The following is a 21749-nucleotide window of genomic DNA, read 5'->3' on the forward strand; positions in this document are numbered from 1 at the left end:
GACCAAAAGGTCAACAGTGGAGGCGCGGGACGCGGCGCCGACATCGGTTTTTGCCGACCGATGCGGCGGTACGCCCATACTCAGCGCGGGAGTTCGGCGCGGCGAATGGTCGGGGAGGTCAGCCCGACGGCGGCCCCGAGAGCACTGATCCCGGCGAAGATCGTATAGGCGGGGCCCGGGCCGGTGGCGGCGACGGTGGCGCCGAACAGGGGGAAGGCGATCGGGCCGAGGCCGAAGGCGGTCAGGCTGAGGACGGAGGCGACCCGGCCCTGGTAGGCGGGTTCGGTCGCGGTCTGTACGAGGGCGTAGCTCAGGCTGCCGTTGAGGCCGAACAGCAGGCCGGCGCAGGCCGCGACGGCGACGGCGATCGGCAGGACGGTGGTCGCGCCGAGGCCGGCCAGGCCCGCGGAGCCGGCGGCCAGGGCGGTGATCAGGACGGCGCCGGCTCGGGGCAGCCGGCCGGTCACGGTGAGGAGCAGTGCGCTCGCGCCCGCGCCGACACTGAACGCGCCGGCGAGCCAGCCGGCGCCCGAGGCGCCCCAGCCGCGTGCGTCGGCCAGGACGACCATGCCGACGTTCAGCGGGCCGCCGGCGCCGAGTTCGATCAGCGCGCTCGCCAGGACGAGGCGACGGATCAGCGGGCGGCGGCGGATGTAGCGCAGGCCGTCGGTGAGTTCGCGCCACGCGGCGGCCCGCCCACGGCCGCCGGCGGGGGCCTCCGTCGCGGCGGCGATCGATCCGGCGCCGGGTATCCGTACCGCGAGCAGCAGCACGAGGGAGAGCGCGAACAGCCCGCCCGCGACGGTGAACGCGGCGGCCGGGCCGCCGAGCGCCAGTGCGACGCCGGCCAGGGGCGGCCCGGCGGTCTGGCCGAGCCGGACGGACAGCGCGCGCATGCCCTGGACCCGGACCAGTTCTCCGGGCGCGGCCAGCAGCGGCGGGAGGGCGCCCACGGCCGGCATGAACAACGCGTCGACGACGCTGAACACCAGCGCGACGGCGATCAGCAGCCACAGCCCGGGTGAGGACAGCGCCAGGGCCGCCGCGGCGGCGAGCACGACGAGGCAGCGCACGGCATCGCTGCCGATCACCACCCGACGCGGCCCGAACAGGTCGGCGACCACACCGCCGCCGAGCATGAGCACCGCGCGGGGGATCGCCGCGATCGCCATGACCAACCCGACCCGCGCGGGCCCACCGTGCTGGTTGGCGGCCCACCCCAGGGCGAGAAAGAACCCGCTGTCACCGACCACGGAGGCCGTATACGCAACCAGCCAACGCAACACGTTGCGATCACGATGCGCGGGCGACCCGGCAACGACGCTCGCCGCCGTTGCACGCCTCATGTGCGGCCGGGTGCGCGTAGCGCGGTGTGCATGCGGGTCAGGATTTCGTCGAGGACTCCCGCCGATGTGGCGAAGTTGAGGCGGGCGAAGCCGTTTCCTTCGGGGCCGAAGGACGGGCCGGAGAAGAGGAGGACCTTGGCGTGGTCGCGGAAGAAGACGTACGGGTCGATGCCCAGGCCCAGTGGACGGCAGTCGAGCCAGGCCAGAAATCCCGCCTCGGGGCAGTGGTGGCGGATGCCTTCGGGCAGTCCCGCGGCGAGGCGGCGGCGGTTGCGGTCGAGGAGGACGCGTACCTCGTCCAGCCACGCGTCGCCCTCCGCCCAGGCCGCCTCCAGGGCGGCCACGGCCAGCACACCCACTTGGCCGAAGAGCAGTCCCCGCCGGGCGTCCACCGCGTCCCGCAGCTCCGGCGGTCCGATGTGCGCGGCGGCGCAGCGGATGCCCGCCAGATTGAACGCCTTGCTGCCCGAGGTCACGGTGACCGTGCGAGCGGCGATCTCCGGCCCGAGGGACGCGAACGGGATGTGTACGTGCGGCGGGTGGGTCAGGTCCGCGTGCACCTCGTCGGAGATCACCAACAGGTCGTGCCGCAGGGCGAGTTCCGCCAGCCCTTCGAGTTCGTCCCGGCGCAGCACCCGGCCCGTGGGATTGTGCGGGTTGACCAGGAACAACACCCGGCAACGCTCCGCCCGGTCGAGCGTCGCGGCCACCCGGTCCGGGTCGAGCGTCCAGCCGTGCAGACCCTCCTCGATCGGCACGGTCAGCGGCGGGCGGTCCATTCGGCGCAGGTCGTCGACGAAGGGCGGGCAGGCGGGCGTGTGCAGGACGACCGCGTCGCCGGGGCGGGTGGCCAGGCGCAGGACCGCCGATATCGCCTGGTTGACGTCGGTGAACAGACGCAGGTGGGTCGGCTCGGCGGCGAAGCCGAACCGGCGCTTCATCCGGGCCGCGAACGCCTCGCCCAGCGGCGCCCCCTCGGTCCCGTCGAACCACACCGGGTAGCCCAGGTCGCCGTCGATCCGCCGGATCAGCGCGGCGCGGATCTCGGGTGCCACGGGGAAGTCCATGTCGCCGATCCACGCGGACAGCGTGTCCTCGGGCGCGTAGGCCCACTTCTCCCCGTCGCGACGGGCCAGGACATCCGGGTCGAGCGCGTCGAACACCCGGTGCTCGAAAGCGGGTTCACGCCCGAAGGCGGGTCCGCGCCTGACAGCGGGTTCACGCCCGAAGGTAGGTTCCAACCCGAACGTGGGTTCGCGTCCGGCGGGGTCCGAGGGCTCGAAGTCGGCCGCCGGTGCCGCGTCCGCGCTCATCGGCCGGGCTCCTCGGCAGCGGCGGCCACGCCCGGTACAAGACCGGCCACGACCCGCGAGCCGTCGGCTGTCCCGCCGTCCGGCTCCGCGCCGCCCGGCCCGTCGTCCGGGCCGCCCGCCGTCTCGCCCTCCGCCTCCTCCGGCACGACCCCCACCCCGGCCCCCTCCCCGAGCAGCGGCGACGAGTCGTTGCGTACCGCCCCCCAGCGGCGTTCCGTCTCGCGGTGGATGTGCCAGATGTCGTCCTCGGCCAGCACCACCGAGACCACGCCCGGGAAGGCCTCCTCGAAGTAGGTGTAGGGGCGCCGGTTGTCCACCCGGGGCGAGTGGTAGTCCAGCCGATCGTGCATGCCGTGTACGCGGGTGATCGGCGTGGCGGGATGGTAGGTGAGGATGTTCGGGCTGGCCAGGTCGATCAGGCGCGCGTCGATCAGGCCGCCCACCGCCTCGATCGTCTCGTCGATGCTGCCGCGCGTTTCCCCGTCGAGGCCGAACAACACCGAGGTGCCCACCCGCATCCCGTGCCGCTTGACCAGCGACACCGCCTCGCGCACCCGATGGGCCCAAGGCCGGTCGGTGCCGCGCCGCAGGTTCTTGTGGATGTGGTCCATCACCTGCGTCGACATGCTCTCGATGCCGACGTACACATACGAGCAGCCGGCCTCGCGCATCCGGTTCAGGATCTCGCTCGCCGCGTGCCGCTCCCGCAGCGCGATCAGGGTGTCCACGGTGAGTTGGGCACCCCATTCCAGGCCCCGCAGCCGGGCCGGATCGTCCGGCTCCGGCAGCAGCCGGGCGAAGCGCACCGGCAGCGCCGCCGGTTCGCTCCCGCGCAACTCCCGCAACCGCCCGCAGAACTCGGCGATGTCGCGCGAACGCCCGCTCCAGAACACCGAGTCGTCGAAGAACAGCGCCTCGGCGCCGTAGCCGACGTATTCACACACACGTTCCAGCGCGCGGCCGATCGGATCCTCCCGGAACCGCTTGAGGCCGATGCCGAGCGTGGAGGACTCCGAGCAGAAATTGCAGTGATAGGGACAGGCGTTGGAGACCATCACGTGTGCCGTGCGTCGGATACCGCCGTCGGAGTGGGTGAAGATCGGGAAGCGCGAGCGGATCGCGAACGCCTCGTACGGCGAGGGCAACGAGCCCAGATCGAGCGAGGATCCGTCCTGCGGCAGCACGTCGAACCCGGACGCGGACAGCAGCACGATCACGGAACTGCCCACCGAGGGGCCCTCTTTGTCGAGCAGCCCCTGAAGACAGGGCAACACCCGATCGCGGTCGACCCAGCGCCGGTCCAGGTCGGTGGCCAGGGCCAGCGCACGCATCAGCAGGTCGAGCGAGTGGTACGCCTCACCGGTGATCACCGCGTCGAACACCCGGGGCGCGCGCCCGTCGGCGATCACGGCGAGTGGACTGCTGGGGGCGAGCACCAGGCGTTCCCGATGCGATACCCGGATCACCGTCTCGTCCGCGTGGCGTCCGCCGAGTACCACGAAGGCGTCCGGGACCTCGGTGCGGACCAGGCCGGCGATCTCCAGGGCGTAGCGGTGCGCCGGGGAGACCGCGCTGATCAGCACGACCCTGGGCCGTACCCGGCGCAGCAGCCGGATCCAGCGCACCCGGGCGGTCTCGTCCCAGATCCGGGGGTCGAAGACGGTCTGGTCGGTGTTCGGGTCGGTGTCGTAGTCGCGGTAGCCGTCGTGGCCGGCCGTCATCCGGTAGGCGTGGTCCGGGAATCGGGTCCACTCCGGCGCCAGGTCGTTGTAGTGTTCGGCGCACTGGATCGGCCCCGCGTCGGCGACGGCGCGGTGCACGGCGAGGCTGAGCGCGGCGTACAGGCACATCGGGTCGCCGGGGTAGGTGATCTCGCCCTCGGCCTGGGTCATCACGGGCGCCAGGACGCAGAGCACCGGGAAGTACCGGGTCGCCGTGCGGCCGGCGGCCAGGTCCGTCGCGAGTCGGTGCCTGCGCGTACTCAGGAGCTCCTGGAAGATCGCGGGCGCGGCGCCGCCGCCCGCGTCGTGGAATCTGATGTCCGCGCCGGCCGAGGTCGGTTCTTCGTCGACGGAATTGGTCATCGGCCCTCCAGGTCGGTCCCCGACGTGCCATCAGGCCGCCGACGGCCGAAATCCCGCGCGTGGGCCGCAGAACGATCCCCCATGACGCCGCACGTGCCGTCGCACGGGCATGGCGTCCACCATCGGCGAGGGTCCCGGGGGGCGAAAGTGTTGCCCTGTTGCCCAAACGAGGAAACAGCGCCGCGTCGGGCGGCCCGGCGTGCCTGCCCGCGGCACGGCGAAAGTCCTCGTGGTAGCGGTGACTCGGCGCGCCGTCGCACGTGGGGAGGTGTTTCCTCGAACGGGCAACAGGGCAACACTTTCGCCCTCCCGGCCGCCGGTCGATGGTGGTCCGCATGCGTCATCGCCGGTGCGGGCCGGACGGGTGAGCAGACCCCGGAACCCATCCAACCCCCTGAATCCACCGAGCACACGCGTATGCGCACGTCGGCCCCGGGCACCCCGTCCCGGGCCCGGATCGGCGATGGGAGAACTGCGTTGTCGCACGCCTCGCGGGAACCGGACGATCACGCGTCGCGGGAACCGGACGACCTGGTGGGGGTGTTCGCGGCCCGCGTCGCCGAACACCCGGACGCGACCGCGATCACTTGCGCGGAGCGGGTGGTCGACTACCGCGAACTCGACGAATCCTCCGACGCGGTACGCCGGTTCCTGGAGGCCCGCGGTGCGGACACCCATCCGGTCGACGACTGCGAGGTGTGCGGGCCGGAACTGGCCGACGAGGCGCCGGTCGGCGTGTTCATGGACCGGGGCGTCGACGTCGTCGCCGCCATGGTCGGCACGGTCAAGGCGGGACGCCCCTATGTACCACTGGACATCCGCTCGCCGGCGGCCCGGTCGCGGCTGATCCTGGACGAGTGCGGCATCGGCCTCGTCCTGGTGGACACCGCCGAACGGGCCTCGCGTGTGCGCGAGTTCTGCGCCGAGTGGGTGGACGTGGTGTGCTTCGCTGACGCCGTGGCGCCGCCGGGGCCCGTGGCGAGCGGACCCGTCGCGCCTCCCGGATCCATGGCGGAGGCGCCCGCGCGCCCTCGATCGCCGCGTCGGCTCGCGTACGTGATCCACACCTCCGGCTCCACCGGCGTGCCCAAGGGCGTCGAGGTCGAACACCGCGACCTGGTCGCGTTCGCGGCCGATCCGTGCTGGTCGGACGGACTGGATCGGCGGGTGCTCCAGTATTCGCCGCTGGCGTTCGACGCGTCGGTGTTCGAGATCTGGATGCCGCTGCTTCGCGGCGGCCGGGTGGTGGTGGCCCCGCCCGGCGAGGTGGACGCGGGCGTGGTCGCGCGGCTGATCAAGGAGGAGGGCGTCACCTGCGCGTTCGTCACGACCTCCCTGTTCAACGTGATGGTCGAGCAGGATCCGGCGGTCTTCGCGGGCATCGGCCGGGTGTGGATGGGCGGCGAGGCGGCCTCCCCGCTCGCCGTCTCGCGCGCGCTGCGGGCGGGCGGCGCCGGCACCGTGGTCAACGTCTACGGGCCCACCGAGGGCACCATCTTCGCCGCGTTCCATGTGCCGACCGAGCCGGTGGGAGCGCCCGTGCCGATCGGCTCGGCGATGGCGGGCGTGCGCACCTACGTCCTGGACGAGCGGCTGGACCCGGTCGACACCGGCGCGGACGGCGAACTGTGCCTGGGCGGGCGGGGCGTCGCGCGCGGTTACCGGGGCCGCCCCGGGATCACCGCCGACCGGTTCGTACCCGACCCGTTCGCCGGCGGCGGCGCGCGGATGTACCGCACCGGCGACATCGTGCGCCGGCGGCCGGACGGCCTGCTCGAATTCGTCGGCCGCCGCGACCGCCAGGTCAAGGTACGCGGCTTCCGCATCGAACTCGGCGAGATCGAGAGCCGCATCGCCCTGCGCCCCGACGTCGCGGGCGCCGCGGTGCTGGCCGTGCCGGACGCACACGGCGACAAGACGATCGTCGCCTACCTGGTCCCACGCCGGGACACTTCGACCGGCGACGCGAACCCGAGGCCCGGCGAGCCGGGTTGGGGACGGCGGGTGTTGGGGGAGTTGGCCGCCACCCTGCCCGCCTACATGGTGCCGACGGACTGTGTGGTTCTGGATGCCCTGCCGCTGACGCCCAACGGGAAGGTGGACTCGGCCGCGCTACCCGCCCCGACGCACGCCGTCGACGGCCGCGCACCGCGTTCGGCCGTCGAGGAACTGCTGTGTGAGGTGTTCGCCGACCTGCTCGGCCTCGACCGGGTCGGCATCGACGACAACTTCATCGAACTCGGCGGCCACTCGCTGCTCGCGACCCGTGCGGTCGCCCGGATCGCCGCCGCCGGAGCCGGACTCCTGCGAGTGGTGGACGTGTTCGAGGCGCCGACCCCGGCCGCACTCGCACTCCGGCTGGACGCGGCGGCCCGGGCCCGGACCGCCGAACGCCCGCCGCCGGCCCCCCGGCCACGCCCCGACGTCATCCCGCTGTCCTTCGCCCAGCGGCGGTTGTGGCTGGTCAACCGCCTGGAGGGCAGCGCCAACCCGGACTACCACATCCCGTTGCTGTTCCGCCTGCACACCGAGCCCGACCTCGAAGCCCTGCGAGCCGCGCTGCGCGATGTGATCGAACGTCACGAGAGTCTGCGCACGGTCTTCCCGGTACAACACGACGACGTACCACACCAACACATCCTCGACATCGATGAGTTCGGGGTGCGGATCCCCGTCACCGACTGTGCGGCCGACGCCGTGGACGCGGAGATCACCCGCGCCGCGCGGGCGCCGTTCGACCTGACCACCCGGCCACCGATCCGGGCCGAGCTGATCCGAACCCCGCACGAGAGCCTGCTGCTCGTAGTGGTCCACCACATCAGCGCCGACGGCTGGTCGCTCACCACGCTCACCCGCGACCTCGGCCGGGCCTACGCCGCCCGAATCCGCGGCACCCGGCCCGACATCCCGCCGCTGCCGCTGCAATACCGCGACTACGCCGCGTGGCAGCGTGAACACCTGGGCGACGAGAACGACCCGGATAGCCCACTGGGCAGACAACTCGCCTACTGGACGGGGCGGTTGGCCGATGCCCCGGCCGGACTGACGCTGCCCACCGATCGTCCGCGCCCGATCGTGGCCGGTCACGCGGGCGACGTGCACGCCTTCGAACTGCCCGCCGACCTGTGCACGGCCCTGGACGACCTGGCCCGCTCCGCGCACACCACGCTGTTCGTCGCGCTGCACGCCGGCCTGGCCGGCCTGCTCACCCGACTCGGCGCGGGCGAGGACATCGTGGTGGGCAGCCCCATCGCGGGCCGCGCGGACGCCGTCCTCGACGACCTGATCGGCTTCTTCGTCAACACCGTGGTGCTGCGCACGGACACCTCCGGCGATCCCACCTTCGCCGAACTCCTCGCCAGGGTGGACCGGTCCTGGCTGCCCGCCTACGCGCACCAGGAGGTCCCGTTCGACCTGCTCGTGGAGAAACTCAACCCGGTCCGCAGCCTGTCCCGGCACCCGATCTTCCAGGTCTCGCTCGGCTTGCTGAACACCCCCGACGCGATCACCGGACTGCCCGGACTGGCCGACCCGTGGACCCTGGCCAACACCCGATCCGCCAAGTTCGACCTCGCGTTCCACCTCTTCCCGCACCGCACCGAGACGGGCCGCCCGGACCGCATCGACGCCACCGTGGAGTACGCCACCGACCTGTTCGACCGGGACACCGTCCGGCGCATGGCCGACCGACTGGTCCGCCTCCTGCGCGAGGCCGTCGCCGACCCGCACCGCCCGCTCGGCGCGCTCACCGTCCTCGACGACGCCGAACTCGCGGACCTGCGCCCGATCGCGCCGGCCACCCACCCGGAACACGACACCCTGATCGCCGCCTTCCACGCCCGGGTCGCCGCACACCCCCAGGCGTCGGCCGTCGGCGAAGACGTGCTGACGTACCGAGAGTTGGCCCAGCGCGCCAGGGCTCTCGCGGATGGCCTGAACGACGTCGACGCACCCGTCGCCCTGCTCCTCGAACCCGGCGTCGACGCGGTGACCGCGACCGTCGGCGTGATCGAGGCAGGCGGGACGTACGTGCCGCTCGACCCGGGCCTGCCCGACCGGCGCCTGGCCACGATCCTCGCCGACAGCGGTGCCGGCACCGTACTGGTCGACCACCCCGAACGGGCGGCACGGGTCCGCGCCCTGGTCGGCCCCGAAACCCGTGTCCTGCCGGTGGCCGACACGATCCGCGCAGGGGCGGCGGCAGCCACCGGCTCCGCGCCCGTCGAGATCGACCCCGACCGGATCGCCTGCATCGCCTATACGAGCGACTCCACCGGCGCCCTCGTCGGCGTGTGCACGAGTCACCGCGACCTGCTCACCGCCCCGGATCACCCGGGTGAGCCGCTTCTGCGCGCCTCAGGACCCATCGACGAGGACGGCCCGTATCCGCTGTGGGCCCGGCTGCTGCGCGGTGTCGGCGTGGACACCGTGCGCGAACCGGATCCTCCGGCCGCACCTATCGCCGGTGGCCCCCGAGCCCGGCTCATGGACGAGACCGGCACTCTGGTCGGCATCGGCATGATCGGCGAACTGTGCCTGGCCGAACCCGGGATCGCATCCGGCTACCTGGGCCGACCCGCACTCACCGCCGAGCGCTTCGTGCCCGACCCGTACGGCCCACCCGGGTCGCGGATGTACCGCACCGGCGACCTCTTCCACCGCCGAGCCGACGGCAGCGCGGACCACGTCGGCCGCCGCGACCGGCAACTGCGCCTCGGCGCACGGCGGATCGAGCCCGCCGCGATCGAGGCGGCGCTGACCGAACACACCGGGGTGACCGAGGCCGTGGTGGTGCGCCGCGACGACGAACACCTCGGCGAGATCCTGGTCGGCTACCTGGTGCCGGCCCCCGGCCACACGGGACTCGACGACGTCCTGATCGCGTTCCTGGCCGATCGGCTGCCCGCGCACCTGGTGCCGGCCGCCCTGGTCCCGCTGCCCGCCCTCCCGCGCACCGCGTCCGGCACCGTGGACGAGGCGGCGCTGCCCGCGCTCGACCTCGCCGACCCCTCCCGCCCCCCGCGCACCGCCGAGGAACGGGCCCTGTGCGCGCTGTACGCCCGCACCCTCGACGTGCCCGAAGTGCGCCTCGACGACAGCTTCTTCGAACTCGGCGGAAACTCCCTGGCGGCGATCCGCCTCGTCGGCCGGCTGCGCGCGGACCACTCGATCGAGGTGCCGGTCAAGAACGTCTTCCGCCACCCGACGCCCGCCGCGTTCCTGGCCGGCCTGCCCACCGAGGCACGGCTTCGGCTCACCGGGCCCGATCACGACCGCGACGCCGACGAGCACACCATCCCGCGCACCACCACCGCCGACGACCTCGCGCCGCTGTCCTTCGCCCAACGCCGGTTGTGGTTCCTCGACCAACTCTGGCCGAACCGACCGGACTACAACCTGCCCGTCGCCTTGCGCCTGACCGGCCCGCTGGACCCGGATCGGCTGCGCACCGCGCTCACCGGGCTGGTCGCCCGGCACGACATCCTCCGCACCCGCTATGTGCTCCGCGACGACGAGGCGCACCAACTCGTCGAACCGGCCGCGCCGATCGTGCCGCGCGAGCTCGACCTGCGCACACTGCCGATCGAGCAGGCGCTGCCCGCCGCCGACGCGGCGATCGCCGACGACCTCGGCCGCCCGTTCGACCTCGCCGCCGCACCTCCGGTGCGCACGCTGCTGGTTCGGTTGGCCGACGACGACCACATCCTCTTCCTGGTCGTACACCACATCGCCACCGACGGCTGGTCCAGCGAGGTGTTGTGCCGCGAACTGGCCGACCGATACCGGCTGGGCGCGCGGTACGAACCGGACCCGCCGGCACTGCGCTACGCCGACTACGCGGCCTGGGAGAGCGGCGCGGCGGCGGCGGACCCGGCCCGGCGGGCCCAGGCCGACTACTGGGGCAGCCACCTGGCCGGACTGACCTCGGTGGAACTGCCCGGCGACCGCCCGCGCCCGCCCGTCATGTCCGGCCGGGGCGAGCAGTTCGACTTCGAGATTCCCGCCGACCTGCGCCGCCGGCTCCTCGACCTGAGCCGGACACACGAGAGCACGCCCTTCATCACCCTGCTCACCGCCTTCCAGGTGCTCGTCGCGCGGCGCACCGGGGTCCGCGACATCGCCGTCGGCACCCCCGTCGCCGGGCGCAGCCGCCCTGAACTCGACGGGCTGATCGGTCTGTTCGTCAACACATTGGTCCTGCGTGTCGATCTCGATCCCGCACTGGGCTTCGCCGACCTGATCGCCCGCACCCGCGCCGACGCGGCCGCCGCCTACTCGCACCAGGACCTGCCGTTCGAGCAACTCGTCGACGAACTGCGGCCGGAGCGCGACCTCGGCCGCAACCCGCTGTTCCAGCTGATGTTCTCGATGGCGGACGTCAACCCCGCCCCGGCCGACTGGGGGGAACTCGGGGTCGCACCGCACCCGGTGCCGTTCCGCGCCGCCAAGCTCGACCTGGAGATCGCCGTCGCCGAGCGAGGGGACACGTATCTGGGCAGCGTCTACTACGCCACCGACCTGTTCGACCCCGCCACGATCGAACGGCTGGCCCGCGACTATGTCCAGCTCCTCGCGGCGCTGGTCGAGCGACCGCACGCGCCGGTGGGTGGGCTCGGCCGGCAAGCCCGCCTCGGGGCGCCCGACGCCCTCGGGTCCGCGCCCGACCGGGCCCAGGCCCTCACGTCCCCCGCGACCGGCGATGCCCGGCATGCGGCTGCGGGCGACCCCGAGGCGGGCGCCGAGCCGTATGCCCGATGGAACGACACCGCCGTCGACCACGACCTCGACCAGTGCCTGCACGACCTGTTCGCCCGGCAGGCCCGCCGCACCCCGCACACCGCGGCCGTGATCGCCGGGCGGGAGACCCTCGACTACGCCGAACTCGACCGCCGCGCCAACCGATTCGCGCACCGGCTCGTGGCACACGGGGTCCGCCCCGGCCTTCCGGTCGGCCTGCGCCTGGACCGGGGCTCGGACCTGGCCGTCGCGCTGCTGGGGATCCTCAAGGCCGGTGGCGCCTACCTACCTCTCGACCCCGACCTGCCCCCGGCCCGCGCCCGACAACTCCTCGACGAGGCGGGCACGGACATCTGCGTGGTCGACGCCACGGCGGGCGACGCGCTGCCGGCCGACGCCGGGATCCGTACCATCACGGTCGACTCGACCGCACCCGACGCCCGGTCGGACACGTCGCCCGACGCCCGGGTCGACCCCGACGACCTGGTCTCGATCTACTACACCTCCGGCTCGACCGGGAAGCCCAAGGGTGTGGCCAACCCGCACCGGGGCTGGGTCAACCGCATGTGGTGGATGCACCGCCGCCACGGTCTGGCCGTCGGCGACCGGGTGTTGCACAAGACCGTGCTCAGCTTCGACGACTCCGCGGTGGAACTGTTCTGGCCGTGGCTGGTCGGCGGCACCGTGGTCATGCTCGAACCCGGCCTGCACCGCGACCCCCGGGAGATTCTGCGCGCGGCCGTCGAACACGAGGTCGCGGTGCTCCAGTTCGTGCCCAGCATGCTCGGCCTGTTCCTCGACGAACTCGACGCCGTCGGGTCCGTGGGACTCGACCGGCTGCGGGTCGTGGTCTCCAGCGGCGAGGCATTGCGCCCGGACCTGGTGGCCCGCTTCCGAACGCATCTGGACGCGCGGGGTGCCCGGTTGCACAACCAGTGGGGCCCGACCGAGGCATCCATCGACGCCACCCACCACGTCTGCGGCCCCGAGGACGCGAAAGCCGACACGGTGCCGATCGGCCTGCCCCTGGACAACTACCGGGTGCACGTCCTGGACGCCCACCTGCGGCCGGTCCCGGTCGGCGTCGAGGGGGAACTGCACGTCGGCGGACCGGGTTTGGCGCGCGGCTACTGGAACGACCCGCGGCGCACCGCCGAGGCGTTCGTACCCGACCCGGACGTCCCGGGGGAGCGGCTGTACCGGACCGGCGACCGGGCGATCCGCCGCCCGGACGGCGAACTGCTGTTCCTGGGCCGGGTCGACCACCAGGTCAAAATTCGCGGCATCCGGGTCGAACTCGGAGAGATCGAGGCCATGTTGGTCGCACACCCGGACATCGCCGATGCCGTGGTCACCAAGTGGGAGCCCACGCCCGGCGACCACCGTCTGCTCGCCTACCTCGTGGCCGCCGCCGGCACCCGCCCCGAGCCCGAACACGTACGTGCCTATCTGGGCGAGCGGCTGCCGCCGTATCTGGTGCCCACCGGCCTGACCCTGCTCGACGCACTGCCGCTGAGCCCGAACGGCAAGGTGGACCGCAAACGACTGCCCGCACCGGACCGGGACGCCCAACCGGCCCCGTCACCCGGCCCGATCCGCGCCCCCGAGACCGACGCGGAACTCCTGGTCGCCGAGGTCTGGGCGCAATTCCTGGACGCCGACGACGCCGACGCCAACTTCTTCGCCCTGGGGGGTCATTCGCTTCTGGCCACCCGGATCGTCTCCCGACTGCGTCGCGCCCTGGACGCGGAACTGCCGCTGGTGCTGCTCTTCGAGCATCCGACGATCGCGGGGTTCGCCGCCGCCATCGAGGCCGAACTGCTCGGCGAACCGACCGACGGCGACATGCCCGCCGGGGGCTGCGATGACTGAGCGGACCGGTGCGCGTGACCCGCGCCTGGTGGAACGACTGCGCGCGGCCCGGGCGCGGCTGGCCGGTCCCGGGCCCGATTCCTCGGACACGTACTCGGGATCGTTGCCCCGGCGTCCGGCCGACGCCCCGATCGTGGCCTCGTTCGAGCAGGAACGGGTCTGGCTGGTCGACCGCATCCTGGGCCGGGCCCCGGAATACAACGTGCCGCAATGCATGTGGTTCCGGGACGAGTTCGACTCGGACGCGTTCGGCCGGGCACTGACCGCGCTGGTCGCCCGACACGAGGTATTGCGGACCGTCTTCACCGAGGTCGACGGCCTGCCCCGACCCGTGCTCCGTCCCGCGGGCCCGGTGTCGATCGAGACGGTCGACGGCACCGAACTCGGCGACCCGGCCGACCCCGACGCCCTGCGCCGCCTCGCCCGAAGGGTCGCCGGCCTCGCCGACCACCCGTTCGACCTGGCCGGCGAACTGCCCCTGCGCGCCGCCGTGCTGCGCTGCGTCGATCGTTCCGCGCTGGTGCTGCTGACGGTGCACCACATCGCCACCGACGGACCGGCCATGGCCCGGACCTGGGACGAACTGGCACGTCTGTACGCCGCCGCCCGCGCCCGCCGGCCGCTGCCCACGGACCCGCCGGCCCGGCAGTACACCGACTTCGCCGCCTGGCAGCGCGCCCGCGCCGCCGAGACCGAGACCGCCGACCTGCGCTACTGGGCCGAACGACTGGCCGGGCTGCCCGAACTCACGCTGCCCACCGACCATCCCCGGCCCGCCGCGAGCGAGCGCGCCGGCGCCGAGGTGCGCTTCACCCTGCCCACCGCGACCGTCGACCGGGTCCGCGCGTTGTCCATACGCCACGGCGCGACGCCGTTCATGACCCTGCTCGCCGGCTTCAAGGCGCAACTCTCCCTGCTCGGTGGCCAGACCGACATCGCGGTCGGCACCCCGGTCGCCGGGCGGGATCGCCCCGAGTTGGAGGCGATGCTCGGCACGTTCGTGAACACCGTGGTGCTGCGCACCGAACTGGCCGACTCGCCGAGCTTCGTCGACCTGATCGGCCGGGTCCGCGAGACCGCGCTCGGCGCGTACGCCCACCAGCGCCTGCCCTTCGCGCACCTGGTCGAACACCTCCATCCCCGCCGCGACCTGAGCCGAAACCCGCTGTTCCAGGTGCTGTTCGCACACCAGCACGAGTCCGCGCCGGATGCGCGAACCCGGTCGGGCCCGCGCCTGCGTCCCGTGCCGCTGCCGGTCACCACATCGAAGTTCGACCTCGCGCTCACCCTGACCGAGGCCGGCCCCGAAGCCCCGATCACCGGATCGCTCGTCTTCGACCCGGATCTCTTCGAGTCCGCGACCATCCATCGCCTGGCCGCCGGTTACATCCGCCTCATGCACACGGCCACCGCCTACCCGGACCTGCCCCCCGCCCGGCTTCAGCTCGCCGACTCGGCCGAATTGGCCACCCTCGTCCACGAGTGGGGACGCGGCGAGGTCCGCGATCCGGACGGCGCCACGCTGCCCGAACTGATCGCCGCGCAGGCCCAACGCACCCCCGAGGCGATCGCGCTCGGCTGCGGCGAGCGTACGGTGAGCTACACCGAACTGGTCGAGAAAGCCGACCGGTTGGCCGCCCGACTCGAAGCCCTGGGCCTTCCGCGCGAGGGTGTGGTCGCGGTCTGCCTGGACCGTTCCGTGGACCTGGTCATCGCGCTGCTCGGCGTGCTGCGCGCGGGCGGAAGTTACCTGCCGATCGACCCGAGTCACGCCACGGCCCGCATCGGCGCCCTTCTCGCGGACAGCGAGACCCGAGTGGTACTCACCCACGCCGCCACCGCGCGGACCATGCCCTGGGCCGACCTCGGGGTGCCGGTGCTCGACCTCGACACCGTCCCCGAACACGCGGCGGCCCCGCGCCCGACCGCCGCCGCACCCGACCCGGACCAGGTGGCCTACCTGATCCACACCTCCGGCTCCACCGGCCGGCCCAAGGGTGTCATGGTGACCCACCGCGGCGTGGCCAACCTCGCCCGGGACATGATCGAACGCCTGTCCCTGGACGGATCGTCCGTGGTCGGCGCACTGACCACCGTCTCGTTCGACATCGCGGTGCTGGAACTGCTCGTCCCGCTCGCGGCCGGCGCCCGGGTCCAGGTGCTCCCACAGGCGGTGCTCGCGGACGGCGGCCGGCTCGGCGCCGCGCTGACCGACGCCGGCGCCACCGTGGTCCAGGCCACCCCCGCCGGCTGGGCGATGTTGCTGGACGCGGGCTGGCCCGGCGGCGAGATCCGGGCGCTGTGCGGCGGCGAGGCACTGCCGGGACCGCTCGCCGAGCGCATTTGTGCACGGGTGGCGCGCCTGTGGAACGTGTACGGCCCGACCGAAACCACCATCTGGTCCGCCGCACACCTCGTGGAGTTCACCCCCGCCACGCCCGGCGTGGGCACCCCCGACCCGGCCGCCCCACCGCTCGGCCGCCCGCTGCTGAACACGTCCCTGTACGTGCTCGACAACCGCCTCGCCGTCGTGCCCATCGGTGTGGTCGGCGAGTTGTACATCGGCGGCCTCGGTCTGGCGCGCGGCTACGCCGCCGACCCCGGCCGGACCGCCGAGCGGCTGCTGCCCGACCCGTTCGCAGCAGGCGCCGGCCGTGCCGGGGACCGGATGTACCGCACCGGTGACCTGGTCCGCTACCGCCCCGACGGCCGGCTGGACTTCCTCGGCCGGACCGACCACCAGGTCAAGATCCGGGGCCATCGCATCGAGCCCGGCGAGATCGAGGCGCGCCTGCTGGCCCACCCCGACATCACCCGTGCGGCGGTGCGGGTGCACGGCGAGGGGCTGGACCGGGTGCTCGTCGGCTACCTGGTGCGCCGCGCCGGCCACGACGACCGGGACCCCGGCGTGCTCGCCCGGGAGTGGTTGCGGGAGAGCCTGCCGGAATACCTGGTGCCGCCGCTGATCGTCGAACTCGACGCGCTGCCGCTGACGCCGAACGGCAAGCTCGACCGCCGCGCGCTGCCCGACCCGCCCTCACCCCGGACGAGCGCCGCGTACGTCGCGCCCGTCGGCGAGCGGGAGTCGCGGATCGCCGAGGTGTGGGCGCGGGTCCTGGACGTCGAACGGGTGGGCGCGCACGACGACTTCTTCGCACTGGGCGGGCACTCGCTGCGCGCGGCGCGCCTGGTCGCCGCGCTGCGCGAGGAGTTGGCGGTGGAGGCGCCCGTGCGACTGGTGTTCGACCGGCCCACGGTGCGCGAGTTCGCCGCCGCGCTCGACCCGGAGCGGCCCGTCGAGCGCATTCCTCGGCGCGCCGAACCGGGCCCGGCGCCGCTGTCGTTCCTCCAGCGGCGACTGTGGTTCCTGGACCGGCTGCGCCCGGATCGCGCCGACTACAACGTGGCCTCCGTGTTGCGGCTGCGCGGCGGGGTGGATCCGGCACTGCTGCGTCGGGCCGTCGAGGGGGTCCTGACCCGACACGACGTGCTGCGCGGGCGGTTCACGGCCGGCCCCGACGGCCCCGTACAGGTGACCGACCCGGTGTGGGCGCCGTGGGACGAGGTGTACGACCCGGGCGCGGCGGGTCCGGGCGACGCGGAAGCGGCGGCGCTCGCCGAGGCGCGGCGGCGCTGCGCCGAGCCGTTCGACCTGGCGCGCGGGCCCCTGTTCCGGGCCACGCCGATCCGGATCGGCGCCGAGGACCACCTGTTGGTGGTGGTCATGCACCACGCGGTGGTCGACGGCTGGTCGTTGCCGCTGTTGTGGGCGGAGGTCGGTGCCGGGTATCGGGCGCTCGCCGGGTCCGAGTCCGGGTCCGGATCCGGGTCGGCATCGGCGTCGGTATCGATGCCGCCCGAGCCTGCTCGACCGCCGCTGCAATATGCCGACTTCGCCGCGTGGGAGCGTGCCGACACCACCCGAGGTGCGGCCGATCTCGCCCACTGGCGCGAGAAGTTGGCCGGAGCGACCGCCACCGAGATCCCCGGCGACCGACGCCGACCGGCGATGTTCGACGAGAAGGGCGCCTCGGTCGACTTCGAGCTGCCGGAGACTGTCGCGCGGCGTACGGCCGAGGTGGCGCGCGAGCTTGGGGCCACGCCGTTTGTGATCCTGTGCGCCGCGTTCGCGGTCACCGCGGCCCGGCTCTCCGGGAGTACGGATGTCGTGCTCGGGTCCCCGACGGCGGGTCGCGGCCGTCAGTATCCCGAACTGGCGGATGTGATCGGCCCGTTCGTCAACACCGTGGTACTCCGGATGCACGCCGGGGAGGAGCGCGCGTTCGCGGACCTGGTGCGCGAGGTGCGGGCCACCGTCCTGGACGCGACCGCGCATCAGGACCTGCCGTTCGAGCGGTTGGTGGAGGAGCTGCGGCCGGAGCGCGAACTGAGCCGACACCCGCTGTTCCAGATCATGTTCGCGTTCGACCGGGACGAGGCCGATGCGCTCGACCTGCCCGGGGTGCGAACCGAATCCGTGCGGATCCCGCATCACAGCGCGAAGTTCGACCTCGCCCTGACCCTCACCGAACGCCCCGACGGTACGTTGACCGGTTCGCTGGCCTACGCCACGGCGCTCTACGACCCCACGACCGCGCACGGCATCGCGGACACCTTCCGGCGTGTGCTCACCACGGCCCTCGCCCGCCCGGACCGCCCGGCGGCGGGACCCGAACTGCTCGATCCGGCCGCCGCACAATGCCTGTTGCCGATCGACGCGCCCACCGGGTCGCAGGATGCCTGCCTGCACACCCTGGTCGCCGCCCGCGCCGCCGAACGGCCGACGGCCCCGGCCCTGGAGTTCGGCGAACAGGTGCTCACCTACGCCGGGTTGGACCGGCGCGCGAACGGACTGGCCCGGCGGCTGCGGGCGGCCGGCGCCCGGCCCGGCGTGTTCGTCGCCGTGCTGCTGCCCCGGTCGATCGAGCTGGTCGTGGGCCTGCTCGCGGTGTTCCGGGCCGGCGCCGCCGCCGTACCCCTCGACCCGAGCCAACCCGACGAGCGCATCCGGCTGTTGCTGACCCACGCGGGTGCGTCCCTGGTGCTGACCGACGAGGCGTCACCGACCGGCGACGCGACGGACCGGTTCGCCGGGTCGGCGGTGGTGTCCGCGTCGACCATCGAGGCCGACAACCCTCCGGATTCCCCCGCCGGCCCGGCGGACCTCGCCTACGTGACCTTCACCTCCGGCTCCACCGGCCTGCCCAAGGCGGTGCCCACCACCCACGCGGCGGCAAGCCGGTATCTCCGCCTGCTCGCCGCCGAGTTCGGGATCGGCGCCGAGGACACCGTGCTCCAGGTGGCCGCCGTCTCCTTCGACGCGGCGGTCCGGGACATCTTCGGCACCCTCGCCGCCGGCGCCCGCCTGGTGCTGCCGGCCGACGAACACGCACGCGACCCGAGGGCGATCCTGGCCACGGTCGACCGGTGCGCGGTGACGGCGCTGTTGTCCGTGGTGCCGTCGCTGCTGGGGGTGCTGACCGCGGTCGCCGACGGCGATGCCGACGCGGCGCCCGCCGTGAGCCGGTTGCGGCTGATTCTGCTCAGCGGCGAGGAGCCGAGCGCGGAGGCGTTGCGCCGGGTGCGCCGGCTGGGCACCGGGATCGTGGTGGTCAACCAGTACGGGCCCACCGAGTGCACCATGACGTCCACGTTCCGGCGCATCACCGACGCCGACCTCGACGCCGGGTCGATCCCGATCGGCGCGCCGCTGCCCGGCACCCGGGCACTGGTCCTGGACACCGCCGGTCGGCCGCTGCCCACCGGCGCGATCGGCGAACTCTACCTGGGCGGCCCGGGTGTCTCGATCGGTTACCCGGGCGCGCCGGCCGCCACCGCCGAGCGCTTCCTGCCGGACCCGTACGGGCCGCCCGGCAGCCGCTGGTACCGCACCGGGGACCTGGCCCGGGTCGACTTCCACGGCAGGCTGATCTTCCACGGCCGCCGCGACGAGCAGGTCAAGGTGCGCGGCGTGCGGGTGGAACCCGGCGAGGTGGAGGCCGCGTTGCTGGCCCGCCCGGAGGTACGCGCGGCGGCCGTGGTGGCGCACCGGGGGCCGGACGGCGCCGAGCTGGTGGCCTACGTGGTCGGCGCCGCCGGCCCGCCCGACCTGCGCGCGCTGCGCCGGGCGATCGCCGACGTACTGCCCGAGCACCTGCGCCCCGGCCACTACGTCGCACTCGACGCGCTGCCCACCACCGCGCACGGCAAACTCGACCGCCGGGCCCTGGCCGCCCGCCCGCCGGCGCCCCAACCGCATTTGGGCGAGGCGGTGGTGACGCCGCGCAACCGGGCCGAGATGCGGCTCCTGGGCGTGTGGGAGGAGGTGCTCGGTCGGGCCCCGATCGGCGTGCATCAGGACTTCTTCGAACTCGGCGGCCATTCGCTCAAGGCGGTCGAACTGGTCGAGACGATCCGCCGCCGGACCGGCCTGGACCTGCCGCTGCACACCCTCTTCCGCAACCCCACCGTCGAACGGCTGGCCGCCGCCGCGACCGCCCTGGCCCAGCCCTCGCCCGACGGACCCGACCTGGTGGTCCCGCTCGGCGACGAACACCTGCCCGGACCGCCGCTGTTCCTGGTACACCCGCAGTCCGGCGACGTGTGCTGCTATGTGCACCTGGTTCGCGAACTCGGCGACTGGCGGCCGGTCTACGGGATCGAGGCGATCGGGTACAGCAGCGACACCGCCCCGCTGACCGACCTGGGGGAGATGGCGCGGCGCTACGTCGAGGGGGTCCGCAAGGTCGCCCCGAACGGCCCCTATCTGCTGGCGGGTTGGTCGTTCGGCGGCAACGTCGTGGTGGAGATGGCCGCGCTCCTGGAGGCCGCCGGCGAGGAGGTCGCGTTCGTCGGGGTGATCGACGCCCGCGCGTTCGGTGAGGACGAGGTCGAGGAGTGGTACGCGAACACCGGCGAACTGGCCCGATTCGGCATCACCCAGGGCCTGACCCGCTCCGGCCTGAGCCGGGCCGACGACGACGCGGTGCTCACCCTGCTGGCCGGACACCTCACTGCGCAGGACCGGCTGTCCCGCTACGCCGACGCCGGCACGCTGCGCCGGATGATCGATGTGTTCACCGCGAACGGGCGTGCCGCCGAGGGCCATCGCTCCACGACCCGGGTGCGCGCCCCGCTGCACCTGTTCACCGCGAGCGAGCGGCACCCGACGCTGACCAACCCCGCTGTGGTGCCCGCGAGTTGGGGTCGACGTACGTACGCCGCGCTGCATGTGGTGCCGGTGCCGGGCACCCACCACGACCTGGCCAACCCGCCGCACGTGCCCGAGTTCGCCCGGCTGCTGCGCATCGGCGTGGACACCGCGCTGTGTCCCGACGGCCCCGCCGCATCGGCATCGTTCCCCGAGGAGGCTCGGCCTTGATGAAACGCATCGGCATCGTCGGCGGCGTCGGCCCGCTCGCGTCCGTGTACTTCTACGAACGCCTGCTGCGCCTGTGCGGCGCGAGCGACGACGCCGACTACCCGGCGGCGGTGCTGGTCTCCGAACCGATGCCCAGCCGGATCGAGCACCTGCTCGGGCGGGGTGAGAGCCCGCTGCCGCAACTGCTCGATACGGTGGAGCGGTTGGAGCGTGCCGGGGCGGACGCGATCGCCATCCCCTCGGCGACCACACACGCCTACCGGACCGAGCTGTGCGACGCGGTCGGCGTACCCGTCTTCGACCTGCTCGCCGAGACCGGTGTCGCGCTGCGCCGCCGCCGGCTGCGTCGGCCGCTGCTGCTGGCCACCGGGGCGACGGCCGAACTGCGCCTGTACGAGCCGCACCTGGCGCCCGACACGATCGCCCGCTACCCGGACGCGGCACGGCAGGCGGAGACCGACGACTTCATCGACCGGGTCAAGCGCGGCGACCCGGTCGAGGAGCTGCGCGGGGAGTTTGCCCGCTGGATCGAGGGCCTGCTGCCGCGCCGGACGGGTGATCCGGACTGCGTCGTGCTGGCCTGTACCGAACTGTCGGTGATCGCCCCGGCCCGGGCGGGCCGCGTCCCGGTCGTGGACGTGACCGACGTGTTGGCACGGGCGATCCTCGCCCCCGGAGACACCCCCTCGCGACCGGTGCGACCGGGCGCCACTTCATCGGAAGCGCAACACAACGTGATGAGCGGAGAACAACCATGACGGTCGAGGACACCCGTTGGTCGGTCGTGATCAACGACGAGGAGCAGTACTCGATCTGGGCGGTCGGCCGCGATGTGCCGGTCGGTTGGCGGATCGTGCGGGTGGACGGCGTCGACGTCGAGGGGTCCCGGGAGGACTGCCTCGCCCACATCGAACGGGTGTGGACGGACATGCGTCCCAAGAGCCTGCGTGACCGGCTCGCCCGGCGGGCCGAGGCCGAGGCGCGGCAGTCCGCCGCGCGACCGTCGGCGAGCTGA

Annotated in this window: 7 protein-coding genes; 4 read left to right on the forward strand and 3 right to left on the reverse strand. The window is 73.4% G+C overall.

Going from position 1 to position 21749, the window contains the following annotated elements; all coding sequences use genetic code 11:
• Positions 1 to 80: 80 nt before the first annotated feature.
• The 3 genes from ACH4XV_RS37460 to ACH4XV_RS37470 form a co-directional block, all read right to left on the reverse strand.
• Complete coding sequence (locus ACH4XV_RS37460; protein ID WP_395797165.1) at positions 81 to 1346, reverse strand: MFS transporter; 1266 nt, start codon at positions 1344 to 1346, stop codon at positions 81 to 83.
• Positions 1343 to 2509: a MalY/PatB family protein gene (locus ACH4XV_RS37465; protein ID WP_395797166.1), complete on the reverse strand. Its 1167-nt coding sequence runs from the start codon at positions 2507 to 2509 to the stop codon at positions 1343 to 1345. Before ACH4XV_RS37465 ends, ACH4XV_RS37460 begins: the two co-directional genes overlap by 4 nt.
• A 146-nt stretch (positions 2510 to 2655) precedes the next feature.
• Positions 2656 to 4743, reverse strand: a complete 2088-nt coding sequence (locus tag ACH4XV_RS37470; RefSeq protein WP_395797168.1) for a B12-binding domain-containing radical SAM protein — start codon at positions 4741 to 4743, stop codon at positions 2656 to 2658.
• Positions 4744 to 5160: 417 nt separating this feature from the next.
• Between ACH4XV_RS37470 and ACH4XV_RS37475 the strand changes: the two genes are divergently transcribed.
• Genes ACH4XV_RS37475 through ACH4XV_RS37490 form a run of 4 tightly spaced genes read left to right on the forward strand, consistent with a single transcriptional unit; the run spans position 5161 to position 21749 of the window.
• Entirely contained in the window at positions 5161 to 13353 is an 8193-nt protein-coding gene (locus ACH4XV_RS37475; protein ID WP_395797170.1) for an amino acid adenylation domain-containing protein, read from the forward strand.
• Positions 13346 to 20734 (forward strand): amino acid adenylation domain-containing protein, encoded by a 7389-nt coding sequence (locus tag ACH4XV_RS37480; RefSeq protein WP_395797172.1) that lies wholly within the window; start codon positions 13346 to 13348, stop codon positions 20732 to 20734. The genes ACH4XV_RS37475 and ACH4XV_RS37480 overlap by 8 nt, the downstream gene beginning before the upstream one ends.
• Positions 20734 to 21492 carry an aspartate/glutamate racemase family protein gene (locus tag ACH4XV_RS37485; RefSeq protein ID WP_395797296.1) on the forward strand — a complete coding sequence of 253 codons (759 nt, stop codon included), beginning with the start codon at positions 20734 to 20736 and terminating at the stop codon, positions 21490 to 21492. Before ACH4XV_RS37480 ends, ACH4XV_RS37485 begins: the two co-directional genes overlap by 1 nt.
• The gene (locus tag ACH4XV_RS37490; RefSeq protein ID WP_380032525.1) at positions 21489 to 21749 is read left to right on the forward strand and encodes an MbtH family protein; all 261 of its coding nucleotides are present in this window, start codon (positions 21489 to 21491) and stop codon (positions 21747 to 21749) included. The genes ACH4XV_RS37485 and ACH4XV_RS37490 overlap by 4 nt, the downstream gene beginning before the upstream one ends.

Origin of the sequence: Embleya sp. NPDC020630 (genome assembly GCF_044334985.1) — a bacterium.
Classification (GTDB): Bacteria; Actinomycetota; Actinomycetes; order Streptomycetales; family Streptomycetaceae; genus Embleya.